The sequence below is a fragment of the Stenotrophomonas indicatrix genome, from assembly GCF_002750975.1.
Lineage (GTDB): Bacteria > Pseudomonadota > Gammaproteobacteria > Xanthomonadales > Xanthomonadaceae > Stenotrophomonas > Stenotrophomonas indicatrix.
Genome location: NZ_PEJS01000002.1, coordinates 113343 through 133273, shown reverse-complemented (window position 1 = coordinate 133273; position 19931 = coordinate 113343). Strand labels below are relative to the sequence as shown.

The window sequence follows — 19931 nt, the reverse complement described above, 5'->3', positions numbered from 1 at the left end:
CCAACGCTCCCCCGCAGCGGATGTCGGCTGGACTATAGCGCTGCACGTGTGCAGCGCATGAAGACGTTCAGCGCTGGCAGCGACTGCACCACACGCTTGCCCGCTGGCCGATCATGGCGTGCTTGAGCGGGCGGCCGCAGCCGGGGCACGGCAGGCCATCGCGGCCATAGACCAGCAGCTCCTGCTCGAAGTAGCCCGGCGCGCCGTCGGGGCTGATGAAATCGCGCAGGGTGGTGCCACCGCGGGTGATGGCGTAGTCCAGCGTTTCCTTCACTGCCGTGGCCAGCCGCCGATAGCGCTCGCGGGTGACCTTTCCGGCCTCGCGCAGCGGGCTGATCCCCGCCTTGTACAGGCTCTCGGCGGCGTAGATGTTGCCCACCCCGACCACCACCGCCTGGTCCATCAGGAAGGTCTTCACCGGCGCGCTGCGGCCGCGGCTGCGGGCAAACAGGTAGTCGCCGTCGAAGGCGTCGTCCAGCGGCTCCGGGCCCAGCCCCTGCAGCAGCGGGTGGATCTCGCCAGCCGGCTGCCAGAGCAGGCTGCCGAAGCGGCGCGGGTCGTTGAAACGCAGCAGGCGGCCGTTGTCCAGGCTGATGTCCACATGGTCATGCGCGCGCAACGGGGTGTCGCCGGGCAGCACGCGCAGGCTGCCGGACATGCCCAGGTGCAGCACGGCGCTGCCGATGGCGGTATCCAGCAGCAGGTACTTGGCGCGGCGGCGCACCTCTTCGATGCGCTGGCCGGGCAGCAGCTCGGCCACTTCCGGTGGAATCGGCCAACGCAGGTCGGCACGGCGCAGGATCACCCCGTGCACGCGGCGGCCCTGCAGGTGTGGCGCCAGGCCACGGCGGGTGGTTTCTACTTCGGGCAGTTCGGGCATGGGACGATTCTATGCCCTCCTGCCCTGCGGGCAGCGCGGCCATCACCGCCTGGGTGCAACGCACCCCGGCGGCGTGCCGCCATCAGGCGTCCTGGCCCACTTCGGCCGAGGCCGCGTCGGTGGCCTCTGGCGGCGGCGCCACGGTCGCCGCCGGGGTGCCGTCCGGGAACAGGGTCGGCAGTGTGGCGGCGAAGCTGGCCACGCACGCTTCGGCGTAGCGCTCGGCAGTCTGCCGCGCCAACGCGTAGTCATCGGCCTGCCACGCTTCCAGCGACGCCGAGACCGGTTCGGCAATGCGGCAATGCGCGCCTTCGCCACCGGTCAGGCGCATGGTCGGCAGCTTGCGTCGGTATGGAAAGCCCAGGTCCACGTTCTGGCGCAGTTCGTATTCGGTCCCGGCATTGCCGAGCTCCTTGTAGATCAGGGTGAAGTCCCCCACGGTGACCTGCACCGGCCGCGACTGCTCGGGGATGGCGCCGGGATGGGCGCTGAAGTAGGCCGCCAAGGCCGCACGTGCCTGCTGCTCCATCGAACTGAAGGCCGGGTTCGGCACGGTGTCCACACGGGTACCTTTCAGCTGGTCCTTCCTGAAACCGCTGCCGCCTATGACACCGGCGAACAGCGATACGGCAGCCTGTGCTGCGATTACCTTGCCGGTGGTGGAACGCTGCACCAGACGCAGCGTCCGGTCGCCGATCGGCTGGCCATCGGCATTGGTCTCCAGTTTGGTACTGGTCGGAACCCGATGTTCCCAGGCAGGTGCTGCCGGTGCGGTATCCGAGGCCTGCTGCGGTTCGGCGTCGGCCGCCACGGCTATAGCCGGCTCGTCGGCCAGTGCCGGTGCAGACCAGGCGACGCCGCCAAGCAGAATGGCGGTGAGAAGGGTAGGTTTGGCATTCATTGGGGGGTCTTGGGCATCGGTCAGGTCAGTGCGGGCGATCCCAACGCGCAGCGATCATCGCAACGGCACTGCTCCAACCTCCATGTCCCCACAACCGCGTTCCATCACGGTCGACATGCCAAGCCCGCACTGTCTCTGCTGATCGACCGGTACGCCGGGTTCGAGTCGTAGAGACCATCGGCAGCGCGCCGACGAACTTTAGCCGGGCACGCTACGACTGGCGCCGCTCAGCGCGGCGGTGCAGCCAGTTCCCGTGCATCCAGGAATCCGTCACCGTTGGCGTCCTGCTTGTGGAAGCGCTGCACGATCACCTGCCGCTGCTGTTCGCGGGTGATGGCCCTGCCCTTGCCGCCGGGCAGTTCGTCGGCGGTCAGCACGCCATCGCCGTTGCGGTCCATGCGATCGAAGGCATACAGCATCCACTGCAGGTACTCGGCTTCACTGACCTTGCCGTCGCCATCGCTGTCCATGCGCTGCAGGTAACTGGCAGTGTCGCTGACCTGGGCCTGCACGGCAGGTGCGCACACGGCGGCCAGCAGCAATGCCGTCAGCGCAGCCCTCATCCGCCCACCAGGGTGTAGCCCTTCAGTCGCGCGGCATAGGCCTGCAGCGCGGCGATGCCGCTTTCCTCGGCCTCGCGGCACCAGGCCTGCAGTTGACGCAGGCGCTCGGCGGCATCGTGGCCGCGTGCTTCCAGCAGCGTTGCCAGGCGCGCGCGATATTCCACCAGGGTGCGGATGCGCGGGCGCTGGGCGACCCATTCGCTGAGCTGGGCGCGGCTGTCCGGCTTCAACCAGCGGCCGTCGTTGACCAGGCCACGGCGCAGCCGGCGCGGCAGCAACCGGCGCAGCTTTGCACCCGCGTATCGCGCTTCTTCGCGCAATGCCGGCATGAACACGTTGCGCTGGTAGTCGGTCATCGCCTGGAAGCGATGCGACAGCAGTGCCTTCAGGGTATCGGCGTCGGGCACGGCGATGTTCGGGCGCACGTCCATGGCCGGCGCGACACGCAGGACCTTGGCCAGGCGCAATGCCTGCAGCAGGCGGATCGCACTCCAGCCGATGTCGAATTCCCAGCGCCGCATCGCAAATCGCGCCGAGCTGGGGAACGCATGGTGGTTGTTGTGCAGTTCCTCGCCACCAATCCAGAACGCCCACGGCGTCAGGTTGGTGGAGGTGTCGGCCGACTCGTAGTTGCGATAGCCCCACCAGTGGCCCAGGCCATTGACCACGCCGGCGGCCCAGAACGGGATCCACGCCATCTGGATCGCCCACAGGGCGACGCCCGGCAGGCCGAACAGCACGCTGTTGACCGCAAACAGCAGCACCGGGCCGAGGGTTGCATACGGGGTGTACAGGCGGCGCTCGATCGCGTCGTCCGGAGTGCCGCGACCGTACTGTTCGATGTCCTCACGCATGCCGCGTGCTTCGCGGTACAGCTCCACGCCGCGCCAGAACACCTGGCCGATGCCACGGGTAACCGGGCTGTGCGGGTCGTCCTCGGTTTCCACCTTGGCGTGGTGCTTGCGATGGATCGCCACCCACTCCTTGGTGATCATCGAGGTGGTCAGCCAGGTCCAGAAGCGGAAGAAGTGCGCGACCACCGGGTGGAAGTCCACGCCCCGGTGCGCCTGGCTGCGGTGCAGGTAGAGCGTCACCGAGAAGATCGTGAGCTGGGTGAAGACCAGCAGCACCAGGGCCAGCTGCCACCAGCCCAGGCCCAGTACGCCACCGGTCAGCAGGGACATCAGGGCATCAGGCATGGCGACTCTCCAGAGCGACACAGGTATGGAAGACATCATGGGCGCTTGCGTTGCAAACTGCACCTTGCACCGCTGGATTGGCAGCGCCATTCCGTGGCTTCGTTCACAGTTGGGGACCCGTGTTGTCGACCCTTGATCCGCGCATCCGCGCCGTAGACCCCGCCCCATCCGCCGGGGACCTGCCGCCCTTGATCGAACTGGACCGCGCCAGCGTGATGCGCGGCCAGGTGAAGGTCCTGCACGGGCTGAGCCTGCGCATCGCGCAGGGCCAGCACACCGCCCTGCTCGGCCCCAATGGCTGTGGCAAGTCCACCTTCATCAAGCTGATCACCCGCGAGCTGTACCCGCTGGCGCAGGCCGACGGCACGGTGGCGGTGAAGGTGCTGGGGCAGAACCGCTGGCAGGTCGACCGGCTGCGTTCGCAGCTGGGCATCGTCACCGGTGACCTCAGCAGCAACCTGGCCGACATGCCGGGTCTGACGGTGGAGCAGGCGGTACTGTCGGGGTTCTTCGCCAGCTACATGGTGCCGGCCTTCCGCGAGGTCACCGCCGATATGCGCATGCGGGTGGGCGAGACGCTGGCGATGACCGGTGCGTCGGGCCTGCGTGAGCGTGCCTACGCCGAACTGTCGGCCGGCGAGACCCGCCGCGTGCTGATCGCCCGCGCGCTGGTCAACCGGCCGCAGGCGCTGCTGCTGGATGAACCCTCCACCGGGCTGGACCTGGTCGCCCGGCAGCAGTTGATCGCCACCATGCGCGTGCTTGCGCAGCAGGGCATCACCCTGGTGCTGGTCACCCACCACATCGAGGAAGTGATTCCCGAGATCGAGCGCGTGGTGCTGCTGCGCGACGGCCGCGTGGTGGCCGATGGAGCGCGCGCCGAGCTGCTGCGCGACGAACCGCTGTCGGCCGTGTTCGGCGGCGCGATCACGGTGGTGGAACAGGAAGGACGGCTGACCGCGTACGCGGGGTGACACCGCGTCTGTGGCGGGCCGGACGTCCGGCCCGCCACGCCCTGCTTCAGAACCGCAACGCCAGCGCGCGCGACTCGATCGGTGCCATCCGGCTCTGGTCCTGCAGCTGCAGGTCGCGCAGTTCATAGGGCGCACCGAAGCCGGCAGGCAACGCGGCCTGGTCGAAGGGCAGTACCAGCGCGCCGCGGCCCGGGCCATCGAACCACGCTGCGGCATGCGCCTGCGCCACCGGCTGCAACTGGCCGTTGGCTGCGGTGGCATACAGGGTGCCGCGCGCCTCGTAGCGGCCAGCGGCGGCCACCTGCAACGGCAGACTGACCTGGCGGCTGGAGGGATCGGGCATGGCCTGGCCGACGAAGCGGGCAGTCGGCCTGGCCACCGCGAAGGCGACCTTGCCATCGCGCAGCACGCCGTCGGCCTGGGCGAACACCTGCAGTTCCCACAGGCCCTGCGTGTTGCTGGCCTCGGCCGGAATCCTTACCTGTGCACGCAGGCTGCCATCGGTGGTGCGCAGCAACCGCTGCGGCCAGCTGCGGCCATCGGGTGCGACCAGCAGCGCTTCACCGCCGAGGCTGTCACGCCGTGTGCGCAACGCCGCCGCGCTGGCACCATCTTCCAGCAGACGCGCCTGCAGCTGCACGTTGCCTCCGGCCAGCACCTGCGCCTGGCTGGCCTGCACTTCCAACCGCAGCGGGCTGTTGGGCTCCAGCACCTGCACCACATAGCGGCCCTGCGCCTGCGCACTCTGCAGGCGGTAAACACCGGCCGCGCTGGTGGTACCGGTGCGCAGCATGCTGCTGCCATCACCGACCGGCATGCCCGCATCCTGCAGCTGGCGTGCGTCGACACTGCGCGCGACGCTGCTGCGCCCCGCCGGATCACGTACCTGCAGCGAGCTTGCCGGCAGCGCGCGGGCGCCCGGCGCCGGGCTGAGCTGGATCACCGCATCCGGTGCGCTCAGGGGCAGTTCCAGGCCGCGCTGCAGTTCGGCAGCGTCGACCTGCTGCCAGTAGCTGCGGCTGATGGCGGCCTGGGGACCGGGAGCCTGCAGTGGCTGTGCCGGGTCCAGCGCCCAGGCGAAGGCCAGCGGCGCGTGCTCGCTTTCATCGGCAGGCAGCGGCGCGGCAACCAGGCCGGCGGGAATCTGGTCGCCTGCGGCAACACGCAGCGGCTGCGCGGCCTGCGCCGATGCAGTGGAAAGGACCGCCAGCACGGCGGCAGCCAGCAGGGTGGAATGGATCGTCATGGTCATCTCCCTCACTGGGTCAGGTCGTTGCGCAGGATGCCGCCGAGGCCGAAGCACTCACGTCGGCTCTGGTTGTGGCTGAGCGGCTCGGCGCCCTGGGTACGCGCCTTGTCGGTGAACCACAGCGTGCCGGCCGCCTTCTGGCTGCTGCACTCCAGGAAACCGTCCGAGCACGACGACAGCCAGTTCTGGGTGAACTCCAGGCCGACATTGGCGGAGTAGCCGCCGCAGTAGCTGTTGCTGTCCCACACCGCCGATTCGACATCGCTGCCGACCACTGCGCGGAACGGCTTGGGCAGGGCCGGGCGGCCGGCGGTGCCGTACAGGTTCTGCGCGTTGTAGGTGGCCATGTGCCCCACCTGCTGCATGCGCACGGCATCGTTCTTGTAGCCCAGCAGCCAGCCCAGCGAGGTCTCGAAGGTGTTGCCGTTGAGCACGGCGTCGGCCAGCGGCGTACCTGCCGAGGAGGGCGCCAGCGCAGTGACCTTGCGCAGCCGGTTGATGATCTTCGGGTAGCGGCTGTCGTAGGTGGGGTTGGACAGGATCCAGCGCATCACGTTGCCGCCGTTGGAATGGGTGATCACCACCAGCTGGGTGATGCCCCGGCTGTCGATGAAGCCGGTGAGCTGGTTGGCCAGGCAGCCGGCCGCTTCCGGCTTCCACATGTACTGGGTGAAGTCGCAGTTGATGACCACGTAGTTGCTGCTGTTCGGCAGGCCCTGGCGGACGGTGTCGATGATCGCCGGCTGCCAGTAGTCCTGCGTGGCATTGGTCTGCGCGCCGGTGCCGTGCACGAAGGCGACGCCGTACACATCGGCGGCCTGCGCCGGTACGGTCGCCACCCCAAGGAGCAGGGCCAGAACGGTACTTCCTGTTGCGGTGCTGCGCATCGCGTCTCTCCCTTCAGCGGATCCCCCCGGCCCGGCTGTGACCTGATGCTCATGGCGGCAGCGCGTGAAAATCCGTGCGCTGCGCCCGGATTCAGCAGATTGCCGACAATTGATGACCGTTTTCACCCAGTGCAGCGGGACCATGCCGGGTCTGGCCGTATGACCGATGGACGCTGCGGCCGGCAATCGAGGCTGCGATCATGGCCGGCGAGTTCCCTGCCCGAGTCTGCCCATGTCGTCGATCCTCCCCCCTGCCCGGCCGCTGCTGGGCCTGGCCATCGCGTTGTCGCTGGCCGGCTGCGCCGCCACCACCACCAGCAAACCGACCGCCGTCGAAGCCAACGTCACCACCAAGGCCGTGGGCTACCTGGACAAGACCGCAGTGCCGGCCAGCATCGATCTGGTGCCGGCACCACCGGCCGCCGGCTCGGCGGCCTTTGCGCTGGACGAGCAGGTCAGCCGTGAAGCACGTGCGCTGCGCGGCAGCCCGCGTTTCGCCCAGGCCGGCGTCGATGCCGAACTCGGCTTTCCGGAAGGTGCCAACCATTTTTCCTGTGCCGCCGACATCGACGTGGATGCAGTGAAGACCCCCGCCCTGTACCGCCTGCTGGAGCGCAGCCGCATCGACGCCAGTGCTGCCACCAAGGCCGCCAAGAACACGTACCAGCGCCCCCGTCCGTTCATGGTCAACGGCGAGCCGACCTGCTCGCCGAAGGATGAGGAGGGGCTGCGCAGCAACGGCTCCTATCCGTCCGGTCACACCTCGATCGGCTGGGCATGGGCATTGATCCTGTCGGAGATCGCACCGGATCGCGCCGATGCCATCCAGGCGCGCGGCCGCAACTACGGCGAGAGTCGCCTGGTGTGCAACGTGCACTGGCAGAGCGACATCCTCGAAGGCCGCTTCATGGGCGCCGCCGCCGTGGCCCGCCTGCATGACAACGCGGCGTTCAACAGCGACCTGCTTGCCGCGCGCAGGGAGATCGCTGCTGCGCGCAAGGCCGGCCTGCACTCCAGCCGCGACTGCGCCACCGAGAACGCGGTGCTGAAGGTGCGCCCGCAGAGCGCCTTGTAATCCACCGCCGCTGCGCTCGCCGGGCATGGCCCGGCGCTACCGGGCGCGACGCATGGGTAGCGCCGGGCCATGCCCGGCGGACGCGAAGAACAGAAGGGCCGGCATGCGCCGGCCCTTCTTCATTGCATCATTGCTGCAGCCGCATCAGAACTTCGCGGTGAACTCCACGCCCCAGGTACGCGGCTCGTTGAGGAAGCCGGTCAGGTTGTTGAAGTCGATCGCGCCGACCACGCGGGTCTGGTTGGTCAGGTTGCGGCCGAACACGGCCACGTCGTACTGGCCGTAATCCCAGTTGTAGCCCAGGCGCAGGCCACCTTCCAGCGAACTGCGGCCGCGGAATTCCGGCGACTCGTAGATGAAGAAGTTGACCGCACTGCGGTAGGCCCAGTCGGTGTAGGCATACAGCTCGCTGCCATCGCTGAGCGGGAAGCCCACGCGCAGGGTCGCGTTGTGGATCCACTTCGGTGCCTGCGGCAGCGGATTGCCGTTGACCAGCGCATAGGTGCCGCCATTGATGACCGTGGTCGGGTCGGTGATGGTGCAGCCGCCGCCACAGACCGCCACCGCCAGGTTCTTGTCCTTGATCTCGGTGTCGTTGTAGCTGCTGCCGAAGGTCAGCAGCACGTTGTCGGCCAGGTAGGCTTCCAGGTCCAGCTCCACGCCCTGGCCGATGGTCTTGTCGGCGTTGAGCAGGGTGGCGGTGTTGTTGGTGCCACCGACGGCGATCAGCTGCTGGCCGTCCACGTCATAGCGGAACACGCTGAAGCCCAGGCGCGCACGACGTTCGAACAGGTCGGCCTTGATGCCGGCTTCGTACGAAATCACCTTCTCCGAATCGGCCTGCGACAGGCCCGGTGCGAACGCCAGGCGACCCTGGATCGACGGTGCGCGGAAGCCCTTGGCCACGCGTGCATAAGCATTGACGTTGTCGGTCAGCTTGTACACGCCGCTGACATCCCAGCTGACGTCGTTGACGTCGGTGTTGGCCAGGTACGGACCGCTGACCGGGGTGCCGAACGGCACGGCCTGCAGCACGCTGGCGCTGAAGTCCTTCTTGTCCTGCGTATAGCGCACGCCGGCACGCAGCTTGAAGCGGTCGGTGACATCGAAGTCGCCCGAAGCGAACACCGCCCATGCCTTGTTGCGCTGCTGCTGCACGACGTGGCCGGTCTGCGGGTTGCCCGGGGTCAGCGAGTCGTAGTTGAAGTTGTTGATGGTGACGTCTTCATCGAAGTAGAAGACGCCGGCCTGCCAGTCGAAGCGGCCCCATTCGTTGGATTCCACGCGGAATTCCTGGGTCCACTGGCGGTGGTGCGGCAGGCCGTCGGCCGACTCGGACGAGAACGGAATCAGGCCCGGGCCGGAGTTGCCCGCGCCGAGGAACGCGGCGCCGTAGCCACCGTCGATGTCGCCGCGGTTGAGCGATTCGGCGGTCTCATAGCCGGTGATCGAATGCAGGGTCACCGAACCGAGGTTCCACTGCAGGCGCGCGCTGCCGCCCCAGGTTTCCAGGTCGGAGAAGTTGACGCCGTCGTTGGCGACCTTGTCGCGGTCGAAGTTCTCGACCAGCGCGTTGCCGCCCTTCTCGATGATGTTGGCGCGGAACAGGCGCGCGGTGCCGTTGAGCTTGCGCTTGTGCAGGTTGAACAGCGCTTCGAAGTCATCGCCTTCGTACAGGAACTGCACGCGGCCGGCGGCTTCGTCATAGCCTTCAAAACCACTGTTGGGCGCACCGGCACGGGTGTTGTCGACCCAGTCGTCACGACGCTGGTAGATGGCCGACACGCGTGCGGACCAGCGGTCGGTCAGCGGGCCGCCGTAGGCGCCCTGCACGTTCCAGCTGTTGTAGCTGCCATAGCCCACGCGCACGTAGCCATCGGCATCCTGCGACGGCCGCGCCGAATCGAACTTGACCACGCCAGCCGGGGTGTTGCGCCCGAACAGGGTGCCCTGCGGGCCGCGCAGCACTTCCACGCCGGCCAGGTCGAACAGCGGGAAGCCCTTCAGCAGCGGGCTTTCCTGCACCACATCGTCGTACACCAGCGAGACCGGCTGCGATGCATTGAGGTCGAAATCGGTATTGCCCAGGCCGCGGATGTAGAAGCGCGGGAAGGCACGGCCGTAGGACGACTCGATGTTGAGGCTCGGCACGCGCGCAGCAAGGAAGCGGATGTCATCGCCCGCCGAACCGAGCACGTCGAGCTTTTCGCCCTGGATCGCGCTGATCGCAACCGGCACGTCCTTGGCGTTCTCGACACGACGCTGTGCAGTCACCTGCAGCGCATCGAGGGCGACCGGATCCTTGGCGGCGGGGGTTTCCTGGGCGGCTGCTACCAGCGGCAGCAGGGCGGAAAGAGCGACAACGAGCGGGCGCGCGACCGGAGAGCGGCCACGGGAAGTACGGGTCGGAGACATGGCGGTAGGCTGTGTTTGGAGGGGTGGTAAAACGGCGCTACCAGATAATTGTTGCAATACAGCACCTCCCTCGCAAATGCCGATCGTTCATGGCCGCCTCGCGCGCCGCCGGACGCTGCCGCTAGACTCGGGGTTTTTCCCCGCAACGGACCTGCTGCGATGACCCAGTGGTACTTCCATGCTCCCGGCCAGGCCGACCGTGTCGGTCCGTTCGACGAGGACGCCGCGCGCCGCTTCGCCCAGGCCAATCCGCGCGCGCTGGCCTGGTGCCAGGGCATGACAGGGTGGACACCGGTGTCCGAAATCGCCGCCCTGCAGCAGGCCGGCACCGGCACCGCGCCTCCGCCGCCGATGCCTGCAGTCACCCCTGCAGTCGCAACAGCCTCAACCGGCGGCCGCGCCGACCGCATCGACTTCCGCATCGTCGGCCATGAAATGCAGTTCGTGGAAATCGAGCTGGATCCCGGCGAAGGTGCGGTGGCCGAGGCCGGCGCGCTGATGTTCAAGGATGCCTCGGTGCAGATGGACACCGTATTCGGCGGCGGCGCGCGCAGCGGCCAGAGTGGCGGTTTCATGGACAAGGTGATGGCGGCCGGCAAGCGCGTGCTGACCGGTGAAAGCCTGTTTGCCACCGTCTACACGCAGACCGGCCAGGGCCGCGGCAAGGTCGCTTTCGCCGCGCCCTATCCCGGCACCGTGCTGGCGATGAAGCTGGACCAGCACGGCGGGCGCCTGATCTGCCAGAAGGACAGCTTCCTGGCGGGCGCGCGCGGCGTGCAGATCGGCGTGCAGTTCCAGCGCAAGATCATGACCGGCCTATTCGGCGGCGAGGGCTTCATCATGCAGAAGCTTGAAGGCGATGGCTGGGTGTTCATCCATGCCGGCGGCTGCGTGGTCGAGCGTGAGCTGGCCGCCGGCGAACGCCTGGACGTCGATACCGGCTGCATCGTCGCCTACCATCCGACCGTGGACATGGACGTGCGCCGGGTCAAAGGCATCCGAAGCGTGCTGTTCGGTGGCGAGGGTGTGTTCCTGGCCACCCTGACCGGGCCAGGCAAGGTCTGGCTGCAGTCGCTGCCGTTCTCGCGCCTGGCCGGCCGCATGTGGATGGCCGCGCCGCAGGGCGGCGGCAAGAGCCGCGGCGAGAGTTCGCTGCTGGGTTGACGGGCCGGCGGTACCCCACATCGCATCGGTAGCGCCGGGCCATGCCCGGCGAGCACAGCGGCAGCTGAACCATCCGCCGGGCATGGCCCGGCGCTACCCACGAATTTTGTGCGTTCGGTATGCTGGCGCCCTTTCCTGAATCCGGCGCCGCGAGCGCACTGCCGATGAGCCTGTTCCGCCCCCGCGTGCTGCTGTCCGTCGCCCTGCTCGGCCTGCTGGCCGGTTGCGGTGGTGAAGAGGTCCGCCCCACCCCGCCCGCGCAGCCCACCGTGGTTCCGCAGGCCAAGCCGGTGAAGATCGGCATCGCGCTCGGCGGCGGCGCGGCCAAGGGCTTTGCGCACATCGGCGTGATCAAGATGCTCGAGGCCAACGGCTTCGAACCGGTGGTGGTGTCCGGCACCAGTGCCGGCAGCGTGGTCGGCGCCCTGTATGCCAGCGGCATGGACGCCTTCCAGATGCAGAGCAAGGCGGTGGCGCTGGACGAAGCCAGCATCCGCGACGTGCGCCTGTTCTCCGGTGGCCTGGTGCAGGGCCAGAAGCTGCAGGACTACGTCAACGAACAGGTGGCCAACCGCCCGGCCGAGCGCCTGAAAAAGCCGTTCGCCGCCGTCGCCACCCAGCTGGAAACCGGCGAGCGTTCGATCTTCGTGCGCGGCAACGTCGGCCAGGCGGTACGCGCTTCCAGCAGCATCCCCGGCGTGTTCGAGCCGGTGAAGATCGGTGGCCGCAACTACATCGACGGCGGCGTGGTCAGCCCGGTGCCGGTGGATGCCGCACGACAGCTCGGTGCCGAGTTCGTGATCGCCGTGGACATCTCCAGCAAGGCCAGCGGCAAGGCACCGACCGGCATGCTCGGCATCGTCAACCAGTCGATCTCTATCATGGGCCAGCGCCTGGGCGAGCAGGAACTGGCGCGCGCCGACATCGTGATCCGGCCGAAGGTGCTGGACATCGGTGCTGCCGATTTCAGCCAGCGTGGCACGGCCATCCTGGAAGGCGAGAAGGCCGCGATGGCGGCGATGCCGCAGATCCGCGCCAAGATCCAGCAGCTGCAGAAGGCCCGCGCCGCCGCATTGGCACCGGCACCGGTGGCGGCGCCCAAGTGCGACGAGCCTTCGCGCCTGGGCAAGCTGATGGGCCGCAAGGAAAAGTGCTGACGCGCGGCGCTTGAACGGCCGCCGCGGTCAGCGCCGCGGTGGTGGGTAACCACTGGCCAGGCGTCGCTGCCGGCGCCGCTCATCCACCGCCCGGTCATGCCGCTGTGCGCTCAGCTGCAACTGCTCCATCGCGTCCCCCGGCAGCCACAGCTGTTGCTGGGCACGGGTGATCGCCACGTAGGCCGCGCGCACCGGGCTGTGCAGCGCGCGCGCATCATGGCCGCTGTCGAAGCAGCACGGCGCCATGGACACCGTGGCGAACTGCAGGTTCTTGGCGTGCTGGGCCAGGCACAGCACGACGCTGGCCTCGTCCGCATCGACCAGTTGCCCGAGCAGGCGCTGCAACGCCGCAGCATCGAAGCCACCGGCAAACAGCGCGGGGATGTCCGCCTGTCCACGCTTGGCACAGACCTGCACGAAGCTTTCCCAGCGTTGTCCGGGGCCGCCAGCGGCGGCGCTGCGCCAGGCGTCGATCGGACCGTCCACCTCTTTCAACAGCGCCTGCCGCGACGCAGGATGCAGATGCACGCGCGCGCCGCGCGCAACCAGCTCGTTGGCTTCCAGCAGCATCCGCCACAGGCTGCCGTACAAGCGGGCGCCGGTGCTGGGCACCGCCGACCAGTCGTCATAGCGGCGAAGGCCGGTGGCGCGGTCGCTGGCGCCCACGAAAGGCGCCGGTTCGCCGAGATCGTCCAACGCCAGTGACTGGTTGACCAGCGCATCGACCTGCCGCCCCTGCCGCACCGACTGGTGCATCTCCAGCGTTTTCGCCGATGACCAGCGCTGTACGCGTCCGCTCAGCCGTTGATGCGGATCGCCCAGGCTGACCACGCCGGGCGCGTGGGTGGCCAGCAGCTGTTTCCATGCAGGGCTGAGATCGTGCGCCTCATCGACCAGCACCATGCCCAGCGACACCGGCAGCGGCACAGCACGCAGGGCCAGCCATTTGCCGATGTGTCCGGCATCCAGGCGCAGGCAGCCGCCCTTCTGCACCACCGGATCGAACATGCAACGCCAGACGAACTCCGCGGCCGCGATGAACGGCGTGGCTTCCAGCTGCGCTGCGCCCAGCGAGCGCTGGAAATGCCAGGCCTGCAGGCTCGGCGCTGACGACGCGCACCACCGGTTGATGGCGTCCAGGGCGATCATCAGGACCTGGTCCGGCCGGCGTGCACCGATGGCCGGCAGGCCGAGGCGGGCGGCCGCCTCGCGCAGGGTCAGCGTGCTCTGCCGGTAGGTCGGTACGAAGCCGCCGGTCAGGCCGTTGGCGGCGGCATGGCGGGCGATCGCATTGGCGAACTCGATCTGGGTCAGCAGGCGCGTGCCGGCGTCGGCCGGCAGCCGCGCGCGGAATGCCTCGACCTGGCCACGCGTGGGCGCCACATAGGTATAACGGCCCGGGCGAGCCTGCAGCAGCGCCAGCACCAGATGGCCCTTGCCGGTGCCGGCATAGGCCTGCAGGTCGATCAATTCATCGGGATTGGCCGCGATCGCACGCAGCACGCGTGCCTGTTCGGAAGTGAACAGGCCGTTGTGCTGGGTCGCATGCGTTGTCTGTTCGTCATTGCCGGCGTCTTCGTCATCGCCTTCGGCCAGCGATGTCGCCGGAAAGTGGATCGTGTGCTCTTCCAGGGTGATCCTGCACGCCGCCTGGAAGTCCGCGCCGGGATAGGCGTCCGGCGACGCGGCCAGCACCGCCTCCATCACCTCGTCCGGTGCCAGCAGCACGTCCTGTGCGGCCAGCACGCCCAGCCACGCCTCCAGCGCCCGCGCGTCCTGTCCAGCGCTGGCCGCCAGCTGCGCCTGCGCAGCAGGGCCATCATCGGCGGCGAACAGCGCACAGGCGTCGTGCAGCAACCGCTGCAGCTGGGTGGCCGGTGGCCTCTGCCGGCGGCACAGCATGGCCACCAGCAGGCCGGCCTGCTCCAGCGGTGTGTCCGGCGGCGTGCCTTCGCTCAGGTGCCGCAGCAGGCTCTGCTCGCGCAGCGGAAGGAACAACGGGGAAGACGTCGGGGATGGGGTATCAGACATGCCGGAGCCAGAGGGAATCACTGCGCGGCCTGCGTGTGCACGGCCGCCGCGGGCCACGATGCTCGGCCAGCCCGCGCGCGCCGTCAAACATCACCGCGGCCGCCGGTTCATTCGAGCTGCGACAACGGCAACGCCTGGAAACCCTTCACCGTGCGCAGCACGAAGCTGGAATTGGCATCGGCCACACCACCGGCGTTGAGCAGCCTGTCCAGCAGGAAACGCGAGAAGTGCTCCAGATCGCGCACATACACATGCAGCAGATAGTCCATGTCGCCGGTCAGGGCGTGGCAGGCCACCACTTCATCCCAGGCCTGCACGCTGTCGACGAAGTGCCCGATCGCGGCCTGGTCATGCTTTTCCAGCTGTACGCGCACGAACGCCTGCAGCCCCAGACCGAGCCGGCGTGGCTCCAGGCGCGCGCCATAGCCGACGATCACCCCTTCGCTTTCCAGTCGCTGCAGGCGGCGCAGGCAGGCCGACGGCGACAGGTTCACCCGCGTCGCCAGCTCCGCGTTGGTGGCGCGACCATCACGCTGGATTTCAGCCAGCAGACGTATATCCGTGCGATCGAACTGGACTTCTCCGGCCATTGTTGCCCCGCAACATGGTGAGTACGCAAGGATATTGCGCCAACAAGGTCAATCCGCGCAACTTTTGCAACCCTGTTGCGCGCCCCCTGCCCTAGCATCGTGGGTATCCCGTCAAGGAGTCTTCCATGGACCTCGCCCAGCCCCGCCGCGTCGAACACCAGCAGACCGACAAGGGCTACGTGCCGGTGTACACCACCGCGCTCGTCGAGCAGCCGTGGGACACCTATACCGCCGACGACCACGCCACCTGGAGCACGCTGTACCAGCGCCAGCGCGAACTGCTGGTCGGCCGCGCCTGCCAGGAGTTCCTGGATGCGCAGGACGAGATGGGCATGAGCGCGCACATGATTCCGCGCTTCGACCAGCTCAATGAAGTGCTGGGCGCGGCCACCGGCTGGACCCTGGTCGGCGTGGAAGGCCTGCTGCCGGAACTGGATTTCTTCGACCACCTGGCCAACCGCCGCTTCCCGGTGACGTGGTGGATCCGCCGCCCCGACCAGATCGACTACATCGCCGAACCGGACCTGTTCCACGACCTGTTCGGCCACGTGCCGCTGCTGATGAACCCGGTGTTCGCCAACTACATGGAGGCCTACGGCCGCGGCGGCGTCAAAGCACATGCGATCGGCCCGGAGGCGCTGCAGAACCTGACCCGCCTGTACTGGTACACGGTGGAGTTCGGCCTGATCGACACGCCCGAAGGCATGCGCATCTACGGTGCCGGCATCGTCTCCTCGAAGGGCGAATCGCTGTACTCGCTGGAGTCGGCCGCACCGAACCGCATCGGTTTCGACCTGCAGCGGATCATGCGCACGCGCTACCGCATCGACACCTTCCAGAAGACCTACTTCGTCATCGACAGCTTCGAGCAGCTGATGCAGGCGACATCGCCGGACTTCACCCCGATCTATGCCGCGCTGGCCGACCAGGCGCACCTGCCGGCGGGCGACGTGCAGGCCGACGACCGCGTGTTCCAGGCGGGTACCGGCGAAGGCTGGGCTGATGGTGGGGATGTGTGAGGCGACAGCCGAGGTCCGGCTAAACTTCAAAAGCGTCTGCAGCTTTTGAAGATTAGGGGGCCAATCCTGGGTCTCCGCTATCCTGCACGGCATGACTGATGTGTTTGCCACCCTGCGCGCGACCGACGTCGCCTTCAACGACGACTTCATCCTGTTGACCCTGGCCGACGGCCGCCGCACCCGGCAGCCGTTGCGCTGGGCGCCTGCGCTGTTCGAGGCCACGGCTGAACAGCGTGCGCAGTGGGTGCTCACGACCGATGGGCTGGGCGTGAACTGGCCCGCGCTGCTGCCGGCGCAGGAACGCGGCGTGGTCGATGTTCCGAACCAGGTGTGGGATGACCGCTATGAAGCCGCGCTGGCGCGCCTGAAGGCGGCCGCGTGGTCGCTCGATGCGCTGTCCGATGAAGACCAGCAGCTGGTGGCGCTGTGGCGGATGGAAGCGGACATCAACAACGGCGGCTTCATGCAGTTCCTGTGCAACTGGGGCGACCCGACCTGCCAGCTGGCGCTGCGCGCATTGCAGGCGATGGGCGCAACGCAGACGCACGCGATCCTGGCCGGCATGCGTGGTCTGCTGGACCGGCTGGAAGACGACCCGGCGATCAAGGAACTGACCGACCTGTACGGCGCGATGACCGAACAGGAGCAGGAGGCGCTGCATGCCTTCGAGGACGACTATTACGCCCGCCCGGAAGATCTGGCCCGGCTGGGCTTGAAGCATTTCGGCCCGGAGCCGTTGTAGAGCCGAGCCCACGCTCGGCTGCGTTTCTCTTACCGCGGATACGCCAGCAGCACCACCAGATCCTCATCGCCCACCTGCTGCAGCGCATGGCTGCTGCCCTTGCGCGTCAGCAGCGCATGCCCCGCACGCACGTCGTGCTGTTTTCCATCCAGCACATAGCTGCCCTGCCCGCTCACGATGTAGTAGATCTCATCCTTGTGCTGCGGATGCAGGCCGATGCCCGCGCCCTTGTGCAGCACGCGCTTGCGCAGCACGAACGGCAGGCCCTGCGCATCGGCGAAGAACGGGTACGCCGTGGTCGGCCCGGCGCCGCCATGTGGGCCCGGTTGCGCGCGCGCCAGCGTGTCTTCGTGCACCACCTGCGAGGCACGCGCAGGATCGCCGCCCTGCCCCACCCCCATCACTTCGCAGTCGATATCGCGCACCAGTGCAGCCTGCAGCGCCGGCAGAACCTGCACCGCCTCGCGCAGCACCAGGCACGCCACCGCGTTGGCGCCGGCCACGCTGAAGTGGGTGCCGTCGGCCTTGTGCTGTTCCGGCACGAACAGGAAGTACGGGCGTGCACCCTGCTCACCCAGCGCGCGGATCCAGCGCATGCTGCGGTCGTTGAGGTCGATCAGTGCAACGTGCTCGCGTGTGGCCAGCTGCTGCATCGCCAACGTGTAACGCGCGTGCGTATCCAGCAGTGAACCAAAGTCGTACAGCAGCCGTGCCACCGGCGTGACCAGCACCGGCGTGGCACCGTGGTCACGCGCCACCTGCACGTAGCGCATCAGCATCCGCGGGTAGTCACTGTCCGGATCGGTGTAGCGCGTGCGGTCTTCGAACTTCGCATCGTTGTGGCCGAACTGGATCAGCAGCACATCGCCACGACGCAGTTCGCGCCCCATGGCATCCAGGCGTCCTTCGTCGATGAAGCTGCGCGTGCTGCGCCCACCCTTGGCGTGGTTTCGCACTTCGAAGCGCGCCGGATCCAGGTAGCTCTGCAGCGCCTGGCCCCACCCCGCCTGCGGCGCACGCTCGGGCCCGTATTCGGCCGCAGTGGAGTCACCGGCAATGAACAATCGCACCGGCGCCGCATGCGCGGCGGCGCTCGACAGCAGCAACAGCAACAACAGCTTCCGCATGGCCGGGCCCTGGTAGTGCCGGCCGCTGGCCGGCAACTTCATGGATGCGTTGAGCGTCGGTGGAAATGCCGGCCAGTGGCCGGCACTACCGAAAACCAAGCATTACCGCGCCAGCCAGCCACCATCGACCGGCAGCACCGCGCCGTTGATGTAATCCGACGCCGACGAGGCCAGGAACACCGCCGCGCCGGCCAGATCTTCCGGCGTACCCCAACGGCCGGCCGGAATGCGCTCGAGGATCGCCTTGTTGCGGTCCTGGTCGGCGCGCAGCGCGGCGGTGTTGTCGGTGGCCATGTAGCCCGGTGCGATCGCGTTGATGTTCACGCCCTTGCCCGCCCACTCGTTGGCCAGCAGGCGGGTGATGCCGGCGATGCCGCTCTTGCTGGCGGTGTACGACGGTACGCGGATGCCGCCCTGGAACGACAGCATCGAGGCGATGTTGATGATCTTGCCGCTGCCCTGGGCGATGAAATGCCGGCCGGCGGCCTGCGAGATGAAGAAAGCCGACTTGATGTTGACGTTCATCACGTCGTCCCAGTCCTGCTCGCTGAAGTCCACTGCGTCGGCGCGGCGGATCAGGCCGGCGTTGTTGACCAGGATGTCCAGCCCGCCCAGGCCTTCGAGCGTTTCGCGCACCACGCGCTCGACCGGCTCGATGCTGATCAGGTTGGCTTCCACCGCTAGGCAGCGGCGGCCCAGCGCGGTGATCTTCTCGATGGTTTCGGTGGGCGGGGCGATGCCGGCCACGGCGACATCGGCGCCTGCGGCAGCCAGCGCCACCGCGATGCCCTGGCCCAGGCCGGTATTGCCACCGGTTACCAGAGCGACTTTTCCTTCCAGGCTGAAGGGATTGGTCATTGCGTATGCGTTCCTTGGTAGAGGCGTGCGTGATGCAGGCAAGTGACCACCGCACAGCATGCGCGGCGGCCTGTTAGTGCTTACTTGAGCTGGCAGATGTCCAGCACGTGCATGTCGGTGTAATCCAGGTTCTCGCCACCCATCGCCCAGATGAAGGCGTAGTTGCTGGTGCCGGCGCCCATGTGGATCGACCACGGCGGCGACACCACCGCTTCGTTGTTCTGGATGACGATGTGGCGCTGTGCGTCCGGCTCGCCCATGAAGTGGTAGACGCGGTCGCTGTCGCCCAGGTCGAAGTAGAAATAGACCTCGCTGCGGCGGTCGTGCAGGTGCGGCGGCATGGTGTTCCAGACGCTGCCCGGCTTGAGCACGGTCAGGCCCAGCAGCAGCTGCGAGGACTGGCAGGTGGCCGGCACGATGTACTGGTAGATGGTGCGCTCGTTGCTCGTCTCCAGCGCGCCGCGATCCAGTGCCACCGCGTCCTTGATCGACAGCTGCTTGGTTTCAAAGCGCGCATGCGCCGGGGTCGAGGCCAGGTAGAACTGCGCCGGGTTGGCGGCGTCCTGCGAAGCGAAGACGACGTCCTTGCTGCCCATCGCCACGTACAGGCCATCCTTCGGCCCCAGCGTGTACACGGTGCCATCGACGGTGACCGTACCGGTGCCGCTGCCGACGTTGATGATGCCCAGCTCGCGACGCTCCAGGAACGGATGGCCAGCGGCCGACGCCGGTTCGGTCTGCGCCGGCAGCGACAGCGGCCCGTTGACCGGCGCCGCACCGCCCAGCACGAAGCGCTCGTAGTGGGTGTACTTCAGGGTCACCGCATCGGCGTTGAACAGGCCATCGAGCAGGTACAGCTCGCGCAGCTGATCGTTGCTGGCGCCCTTGATGGCGTCGGGATGGGTGGCGTAATGGGTCTTGCAGTACATGGCTTCTCCAGAGCAGGGGGCGGGCCGATGGTTCGGCCCCGGCACGGTTCACGGTCGATTCTAGCCAGACAGGAAACCGGTGTCATTTTGCGCTGCACGATGGTGGTTGGACGGCATCGGCAGGTGCGATCGATGGGGGGAGGGGCGGGGGGAGTGTCACGAGCGTTGGTC

General features: G+C 67.8%; 18 protein-coding genes. 6 read left to right on the top strand and 12 right to left on the bottom strand.

The features are described from left to right. Window positions 1–67 precede the first annotated feature (67 nt). The 4 genes from mutM to CR918_RS19575 all read right to left on the bottom strand — a co-directional run bounded on the left by mutM (window position 68) and on the right by CR918_RS19575 (window position 3543). On the bottom strand, window positions 68–880 hold the full coding sequence (mutM, locus tag CR918_RS19590; RefSeq protein WP_025875451.1) for a bifunctional DNA-formamidopyrimidine glycosylase/DNA-(apurinic or apyrimidinic site) lyase: 813 nt from the start codon (window positions 878–880) through the stop codon (window positions 68–70). An 82-nt stretch (window positions 881–962) separates the two neighbouring features. Continuing rightward, window positions 963–1781: a hypothetical protein gene (locus tag CR918_RS19585; RefSeq protein WP_099844542.1), complete on the bottom strand. Its 819-nt coding sequence runs from the start codon at window positions 1779–1781 to the stop codon at window positions 963–965. 227 nt (window positions 1782–2008) lie between these two features. After that, window positions 2009–2344, bottom strand: coding sequence for an EF-hand domain-containing protein (locus tag CR918_RS19580; RefSeq protein ID WP_025875455.1), 336 nt, complete (start codon window positions 2342–2344; stop codon window positions 2009–2011). Further along, complete coding sequence (locus CR918_RS19575; RefSeq protein ID WP_099844540.1) at window positions 2341–3543, bottom strand: DesA family fatty acid desaturase; 1203 nt, start codon at window positions 3541–3543, stop codon at window positions 2341–2343. Before CR918_RS19575 ends, CR918_RS19580 begins: the two co-directional genes overlap by 4 nt. A gap of 215 nt (window positions 3544–3758) precedes the next feature. Between CR918_RS19575 and CR918_RS19570 the strand changes: the two genes are divergently transcribed. Next, window positions 3759–4517: an ABC transporter ATP-binding protein gene (locus CR918_RS19570; protein WP_223487235.1), complete on the top strand. Its 759-nt coding sequence runs from the start codon at window positions 3759–3761 to the stop codon at window positions 4515–4517. Between the two features lie 46 nt (window positions 4518–4563). Here the strand turns inward: CR918_RS19570 and CR918_RS19565 are convergent, their stop codons facing one another. After that, complete coding sequence (locus CR918_RS19565) at window positions 4564–5763, bottom strand: DUF4785 domain-containing protein (RefSeq protein ID WP_099844690.1); 1200 nt, start codon at window positions 5761–5763, stop codon at window positions 4564–4566. A gap of 11 nt (window positions 5764–5774) precedes the next feature. After that, window positions 5775–6653, bottom strand: coding sequence for a hypothetical protein (locus CR918_RS19560; protein ID WP_033832663.1), 879 nt, complete (start codon window positions 6651–6653; stop codon window positions 5775–5777). Between the two features lie 232 nt (window positions 6654–6885). Here CR918_RS19560 and CR918_RS19555 point away from each other — a divergent pair, with 232 nt between their 5' ends. Beyond that, entirely contained in the window at window positions 6886–7728 is an 843-nt protein-coding gene (locus CR918_RS19555; protein WP_025875465.1) for an acid phosphatase, read from the top strand. A 144-nt stretch (window positions 7729–7872) separates the two neighbouring features. Here the strand turns inward: CR918_RS19555 and CR918_RS19550 are convergent, their stop codons facing one another. Beyond that, window positions 7873–10143 (bottom strand): TonB-dependent receptor, encoded by a 2271-nt coding sequence (locus tag CR918_RS19550; RefSeq protein ID WP_032978438.1) that lies wholly within the window; start codon window positions 10141–10143, stop codon window positions 7873–7875. Window positions 10144–10302: 159 nt separating this feature from the next. Between CR918_RS19550 and CR918_RS19545 the strand changes: the two genes are divergently transcribed. Then, window positions 10303–11307: a TIGR00266 family protein gene (locus tag CR918_RS19545; RefSeq protein ID WP_099844536.1), complete on the top strand. Its 1005-nt coding sequence runs from the start codon at window positions 10303–10305 to the stop codon at window positions 11305–11307. 164 nt (window positions 11308–11471) lie between these two features. Then, complete coding sequence (locus CR918_RS19540; protein ID WP_025875469.1) at window positions 11472–12464, top strand: patatin-like phospholipase family protein; 993 nt, start codon at window positions 11472–11474, stop codon at window positions 12462–12464. A gap of 27 nt (window positions 12465–12491) precedes the next feature. Here CR918_RS19540 and CR918_RS19535 read toward each other — a convergent pair whose 3' ends face one another. Both CR918_RS19535 and CR918_RS19530 read right to left on the bottom strand, forming a co-directional pair. Next, window positions 12492–14495 (bottom strand): hypothetical protein, encoded by a 2004-nt coding sequence (locus tag CR918_RS19535; protein WP_099844689.1) that lies wholly within the window; start codon window positions 14493–14495, stop codon window positions 12492–12494. Window positions 14496–14602: 107 nt separating this feature from the next. Next, window positions 14603–15085, bottom strand: a complete 483-nt coding sequence (locus CR918_RS19530; protein ID WP_025875473.1) for an Lrp/AsnC family transcriptional regulator — start codon at window positions 15083–15085, stop codon at window positions 14603–14605. 125 nt (window positions 15086–15210) lie between these two features. On the opposite strand from CR918_RS19530, the gene phhA reads away from it, so the two are divergent. Further along, the gene (phhA, locus tag CR918_RS19525; RefSeq protein WP_025875475.1) at window positions 15211–16104 is read left to right on the top strand and encodes a phenylalanine 4-monooxygenase; all 894 of its coding nucleotides are present in this window, start codon (window positions 15211–15213) and stop codon (window positions 16102–16104) included. A 91-nt stretch (window positions 16105–16195) separates the two neighbouring features. Further along, window positions 16196–16846 carry a DMP19 family protein gene (locus CR918_RS19520; RefSeq protein ID WP_099844534.1) on the top strand — a complete coding sequence of 217 codons (651 nt, stop codon included), beginning with the start codon at window positions 16196–16198 and terminating at the stop codon, window positions 16844–16846. A gap of 29 nt (window positions 16847–16875) precedes the next feature. Here the strand turns inward: CR918_RS19520 and CR918_RS19515 are convergent, their stop codons facing one another. The 3 genes from CR918_RS19515 to kduI all read right to left on the bottom strand — a co-directional run bounded on the left by CR918_RS19515 (window position 16876) and on the right by kduI (window position 19760). Further along, window positions 16876–17973, bottom strand: a complete 1098-nt coding sequence (locus CR918_RS19515) for a GDSL-type esterase/lipase family protein (protein WP_099844688.1) — start codon at window positions 17971–17973, stop codon at window positions 16876–16878. Window positions 17974–18075: 102 nt separating this feature from the next. After that, a complete protein-coding gene (kduD, locus tag CR918_RS19510) occupies window positions 18076–18831 on the bottom strand; it encodes a 2-dehydro-3-deoxy-D-gluconate 5-dehydrogenase KduD (RefSeq protein WP_033832661.1) in 756 nt (251 codons plus the stop codon). Window positions 18832–18911: 80 nt separating this feature from the next. Then, a complete protein-coding gene (kduI, locus tag CR918_RS19505; protein WP_032978442.1) occupies window positions 18912–19760 on the bottom strand; it encodes a 5-dehydro-4-deoxy-D-glucuronate isomerase in 849 nt (282 codons plus the stop codon). Window positions 19761–19931 lie beyond the last annotated feature (171 nt).

Bases quoted from the DNA above. Each gene is read 5' to 3' on its own strand.
- mutM (WP_025875451.1), bottom strand. From the start codon at position 880: ATGCCCGAACTGCCCGAAGTAGAAACCACCCGCCGTGGCCTGGCGCCA.
- kduI (WP_032978442.1), bottom strand. From the start codon at position 19,760: ATGTACTGCAAGACCCATTACGCCACCCATCCCGACGCCATCAAGGGC.
- CR918_RS19520 (WP_099844534.1), top strand. From the start codon at position 16,196: ATGACTGATGTGTTTGCCACCCTGCGCGCGACCGACGTCGCCTTCAAC.
- CR918_RS19550 (WP_032978438.1), bottom strand. From the start codon at position 10,143: ATGTCTCCGACCCGTACTTCCCGTGGCCGCTCTCCGGTCGCGCGCCCG.
- CR918_RS19570 (WP_223487235.1), top strand. From the start codon at position 3,759: ATGCGCGGCCAGGTGAAGGTCCTGCACGGGCTGAGCCTGCGCATCGCG.
- CR918_RS19585 (WP_099844542.1), bottom strand. From the start codon at position 1,781: ATGAATGCCAAACCTACCCTTCTCACCGCCATTCTGCTTGGCGGCGTC.
- CR918_RS19575 (WP_099844540.1), bottom strand. From the start codon at position 3,543: ATGCCTGATGCCCTGATGTCCCTGCTGACCGGTGGCGTACTGGGCCTG.
- CR918_RS19565 (WP_099844690.1), bottom strand. From the start codon at position 5,763: ATGACGATCCATTCCACCCTGCTGGCTGCCGCCGTGCTGGCGGTCCTT.
- CR918_RS19580 (WP_025875455.1), bottom strand. From the start codon at position 2,344: ATGAGGGCTGCGCTGACGGCATTGCTGCTGGCCGCCGTGTGCGCACCT.
- CR918_RS19545 (WP_099844536.1), top strand. From the start codon at position 10,303: ATGACCCAGTGGTACTTCCATGCTCCCGGCCAGGCCGACCGTGTCGGT.
- kduD (WP_033832661.1), bottom strand. From the start codon at position 18,831: ATGACCAATCCCTTCAGCCTGGAAGGAAAAGTCGCTCTGGTAACCGGT.
- CR918_RS19530 (WP_025875473.1), bottom strand. From the start codon at position 15,085: ATGGCCGGAGAAGTCCAGTTCGATCGCACGGATATACGTCTGCTGGCT.
- CR918_RS19535 (WP_099844689.1), bottom strand. From the start codon at position 14,495: ATGTCTGATACCCCATCCCCGACGTCTTCCCCGTTGTTCCTTCCGCTG.
- CR918_RS19555 (WP_025875465.1), top strand. From the start codon at position 6,886: ATGTCGTCGATCCTCCCCCCTGCCCGGCCGCTGCTGGGCCTGGCCATC.
- CR918_RS19540 (WP_025875469.1), top strand. From the start codon at position 11,472: ATGAGCCTGTTCCGCCCCCGCGTGCTGCTGTCCGTCGCCCTGCTCGGC.
- phhA (WP_025875475.1), top strand. From the start codon at position 15,211: ATGGACCTCGCCCAGCCCCGCCGCGTCGAACACCAGCAGACCGACAAG.
- CR918_RS19515 (WP_099844688.1), bottom strand. From the start codon at position 17,973: ATGCGGAAGCTGTTGTTGCTGTTGCTGCTGTCGAGCGCCGCCGCGCAT.
- CR918_RS19560 (WP_033832663.1), bottom strand. From the start codon at position 6,653: ATGCGCAGCACCGCAACAGGAAGTACCGTTCTGGCCCTGCTCCTTGGG.